Genomic DNA, 4,231 nt, shown 5'->3' on the forward strand with positions numbered 1-4,231 from the left:
TGCCACCCTCGACAGCCACACCAGCGACTGGTTCCACTCGATGCTCCGCCGTACGGGCCGACACCAACACCGGCAGCACGTCCGCGGCCGGTGCCTCGTCCCGCGGCACCGTTCCGGCCTCGATCCGCGGGGCCACCGGCCCCTGCTCCAGGATGACGTGCGCGTTGGTGCCGCTGATCCCGAACGACGACACACCCGCCCGGCGCGGATGACCGGTCTGCGGCCACTCGGTCGCCTCGGTCAGCAGCTCCACCGCGCCGGAGGTCCAGTCCACGTGCGAGGACGGCGCGTCCACATGCAGTGTCCTGGGCAGCACTCCGTGCCGCATCGCCATGACCATCTTGATCACACCGGCCACACCGGCGGCCGCCTGCGTGTGACCGATGTTCGACTTGACGGCCCCCAGCAGCAGCGGCCGGTCGGTCTCACGGTTCTGCCCGTACGTGGCCAGCAGCGCCTGGGCCTCGATCGGGTCACCCAGCGTCGTCCCAGTGCCGTGCGCCTCCACCGCGTCCACCTCGTCCGGCGACAACCCCGCGCCGGCCAGCGCCTGGCGGATCACCCGCTGCTGCGACGGACCGTTCGGCGCGGTCAGACCGTTGGACGCACCGTCCTGGTTGATCGCCGAACCACGCACGATCGCCAGGACCTCGTGGCCGTTGCGGCGGGCGTCCGACAGCCGTTCCAGTACCAGCACGCCCAAGCCCTCGGACCAGCTGGTGCCGTCCGCGCCGTCGGAGAACGCCTTGCACCGGCCATCAGGCGCCAGCCCTCCTTGGGCGCTGAAGCCGATGAACCCGAGCGGGGTGGTCATCACCGTGACACCACCGGCCAGCGCCAGGCCGCACTCGCCCGAGCGCAGCGCCTGCGCGGCCATGTGCATCGCGACCAGCGACGACGAGCAGGCGGTGTCCACCGTCACCGCCGGGCCCTCCAGGCCCAGGGTGTAGGACAGGCGACCCGACAGCACGCTGGCCGCCATGCCGGTGATGGCGTGACCCTGTACATCCGCCTGAGCGTTCATCACCAGGCTCGCGTAGTCCTGGCCGTTGGTGCCCACGAACACACCGGTGGAGCTGCCCTTCAGCGAGACCGGGTCGATGCCGGCCCGCTCGACCGCCTCCCACACCCCCTCCAGCAGCAACCGCTGCTGCGGGTCCATCGCCAGCGCCTCACGCGGCGAGATCCCAAAGAATCCGGCGTCGAATCCGGCCACATCCGCCAGGAACCCACCCTGACCGGTCGCACTAACGCCCTGACCATTGGAGCCCCCCGCCGACAGCATCTCCAGATCCCAGCCCCGATCGGCGGGGAAGGGCGAGATCGCGTCCTCGCCCTCGGCCAGCAACCGCCACAGCTCTTCCGGCGAGTTCACCCCACCGGGGAACCGGCAGCTCATCCCCACGATCACGATCGGATCGTCCGCCACCGACGCTCTCGGCCCGGCCACCCCGCCCGACGCCACCGCCAGGTCCTGCCGGCCCAGCAGCTCCGACACCAGGAACCGCGCCAGCACGATCGGCGTCGGGTAGTCGAACACCAGCGTCGCCGGCAGCCGCAGCCCGGTGACGCCGTTGAGCCGGTTACGCAGCTCAACGGCGGTGAGGGAGTCGAAACCGAGCTCACGGAACTCGCGTCCGGGTTGGACGTCCTCTCCCGAGGCGTGCCCCAGCACCGCCGCCGCCTGAGCGCGCACCAGGTCCACCACCAGCCGCACCTGCTCGGCCTCACCCAGCCCCGCCAGCCGCCGTACCAGCTCCGCGTCCCCGCCGACGGGGACGGAGACCGCCGACCGGCGGCCCGCGCGCACCAGGCCGCGCATCAGGTGCGGCACCTCGGGGAACGTGCGCAGCACCGACAGCTCCAGCCGCGCGGCCACCACCGCCGCGTGCTGCGACGCGGCAGCCAGCTCGAACATCGCGAGCCCCTGCTCGGCCGACAGCGCCGGCATCCCCGCCCGCGCCATCCGCTGCAGATCTATCGTCCCCAGCCCGCCGGTCATCCCGGTCTCCTGCGCCCACAAGCCCCAGGCCAGCGACAATCCAGACAGCCCTTCGGCCCGGCGTAGCTGGACCAGCGCGTCGAGGAACGCGTTCGCCGCCGCGTAGTTGCCCTGCCCGGCGTTGCCCATCACCCCCGCCATGGAGGAGAACAGCACGAACGCCGCGAGGTCCAGGTCCCTGGTGAGCTCGTGCAGGTGCCAGGCCGCGTCCGCCTTCGGACGCAGCACCGCCTCCAGCCGCTCGGGCGTCAGCGACGGAATCGTGCCGTCGGCCAGCACACCCGCGGTGTGGACGACCGCGGTCAGCGGGTGCTCGTCGTCCACCTGTGCCAGCAGGGCCGCCACCGCGTCCCGGTCGGCCATGTCGCAGGCGGCGATCGTGACCTCGACACCGTGTGCGATCAGCTCGGCCTGCAGCTCCACCGCGCCGGGGGCCTCCAGGCCTCGGCGGCTGGTCAGCAGCAGATGCCGCACACCCCGCTCGGCCACCACATGCCGCGCGAACAGCGCGCCCAGACCACCGGTGCCACCGGTGATCAGCACCGTGCCCTCCGGATCCCAGGCACCGGGGTTGTCACCGGAGACATCCGCCCCGACATCACCGGGCAGCACCCGCGCCAGACGCGGAACCCACACCTCCCCCTCGCGTACCGCCACCTGCGGCTCGCCCGAGGCCAGCACCCCGAGCAGTACGTCGAGCAGGGCCGGCCGCGAGGACTCCTGATCATCCACGTCGACCAGCACGAACCGGCCCGGGTTCTCCGACTGGGCGCTACGGACAAGACCCCACACCGCCGCCGTGACCGGGTCCGGTACCGCCTCACCCTGTGCACCCTGCGCGCCGGCACCGGTCACCACCGCATTCCGGGTGAGAACCACCATCCGGGAGTCACTGAAGCGTTCATCGGCCAGCCACCGCTGCAGCAGGTCCAGAACGCGGGCGGTCAGTTCATGCGCCGATTCCACCACCCCGGCCGCCGGGTCGGAGACCGCCTCCGTCACCACCACTGCCGGGACCGGACCCGCCTCAACCAGCGACGCCAGATCCGCGTGCACCGGCAGCAAAGCGCCACCCGAACCCTCGGCCGCGTCGTCATCGGACGCCCGCAACGCCGCCGCGACACCCAGCGTGTCCAGACCAAGCAGCGCCACCGGTACCTGACCGGCTTCCGGCAGGCCGCCTGCCGCGGCCCATTCCACCCGGAACAGCGTGTCTCGCCCGGCCCCGTGACCATCGGAGACCCCCAGCTGCTCGGCCGAGACCGGCCGCAGCACCACCGACCGCGCCGACACCACCGGCGCACCCGTCACATCCACCGCGCTCAGCGACACCGCATCGCCGCCCACCCTGGCCAGCCGCACCCGCAGCACCGACGCCCCGGCCGCGTGCAGGCACACCTCACCCCAGGAGAACGGCAACCGGCTCCCCTCCACCGGCTCCAACCCGGCGAAGGTCACCGCGTGCAACGCCGCATCCAGTAGCGCCGGGTGCAACCCGAACGAACCGGCCCCGCTGACCTGCTCCGGCAAACTCAGCTCGGCGAAGACTTCACCGTCAGCGCCCCGCCAGGCTGCCCGCAGCCCCTGGAACGCCGGGCCATAGGCGAACCCCTCCTCGGCCAGATCGTCGTACAGCCCCTCCAGCTCGATGGCGGTCGCGCCGGCCGGCGGCCACACCGCCGCATCGAACGGCACGGCTTCCGGAGCACCGGCCGCGAGCGTACCGGTCGCGTACCGTACCCAGGGCACCTCATCGGCCGCGTCCGCCGGGCGGGCGTACACGTTCACCGGCCGGTGGCCCGTCTCCTGGGCGGCGCCCACCCACACCTGCACCGCAACCGCGTCACCCTCGCCCAGCACCAGGGGCGCGTCCAGGGTCAGCTCCTCCACCAGCTCACAGCCGACCTGGTCACCGGCCCGCACGGCCAGCTCCACGAACGCCGCGCCCGGCACCAGCACCGAACCCGCCACCACGTAATCGGCCAGCCACGGCTGCGACCGCAGCGACAGCCGCCCGGTCAGCACCACCCCATCGGAGTTGGCCAGCGGCATCGCCGCGCCCAGCAACGGATGATCCGTCGCGGCCAGCCCCAGCACCCGAGCATCCCCACTCTGCCGCGCGTTCGGCCAGAACCGCTGATGCTGGAAGGCATAGGTGGGCAGGTCGACGCGGCGAGCACCCGGGAAGAGGGCCTGCCAGTCCACCGCCACGCCGCGGACGAACAGCTC

The 4,231-nt window shown here is 72.4% G+C and carries 1 protein-coding gene; it reads right to left on the bottom strand.

The features are described 5' to 3' along the window. A partial coding sequence (locus ABT130_RS47140) for a type I polyketide synthase (protein ID WP_350966430.1) occupies positions 1 to 4,231 on the bottom strand: 4,231 nt, incomplete at both ends.

It is taken from the genome of Streptosporangium sp. NPDC001681 (assembly GCF_040298085.1).
Classification (GTDB): Bacteria; Actinomycetota; Actinomycetes; order Streptosporangiales; family Streptosporangiaceae; genus Streptosporangium.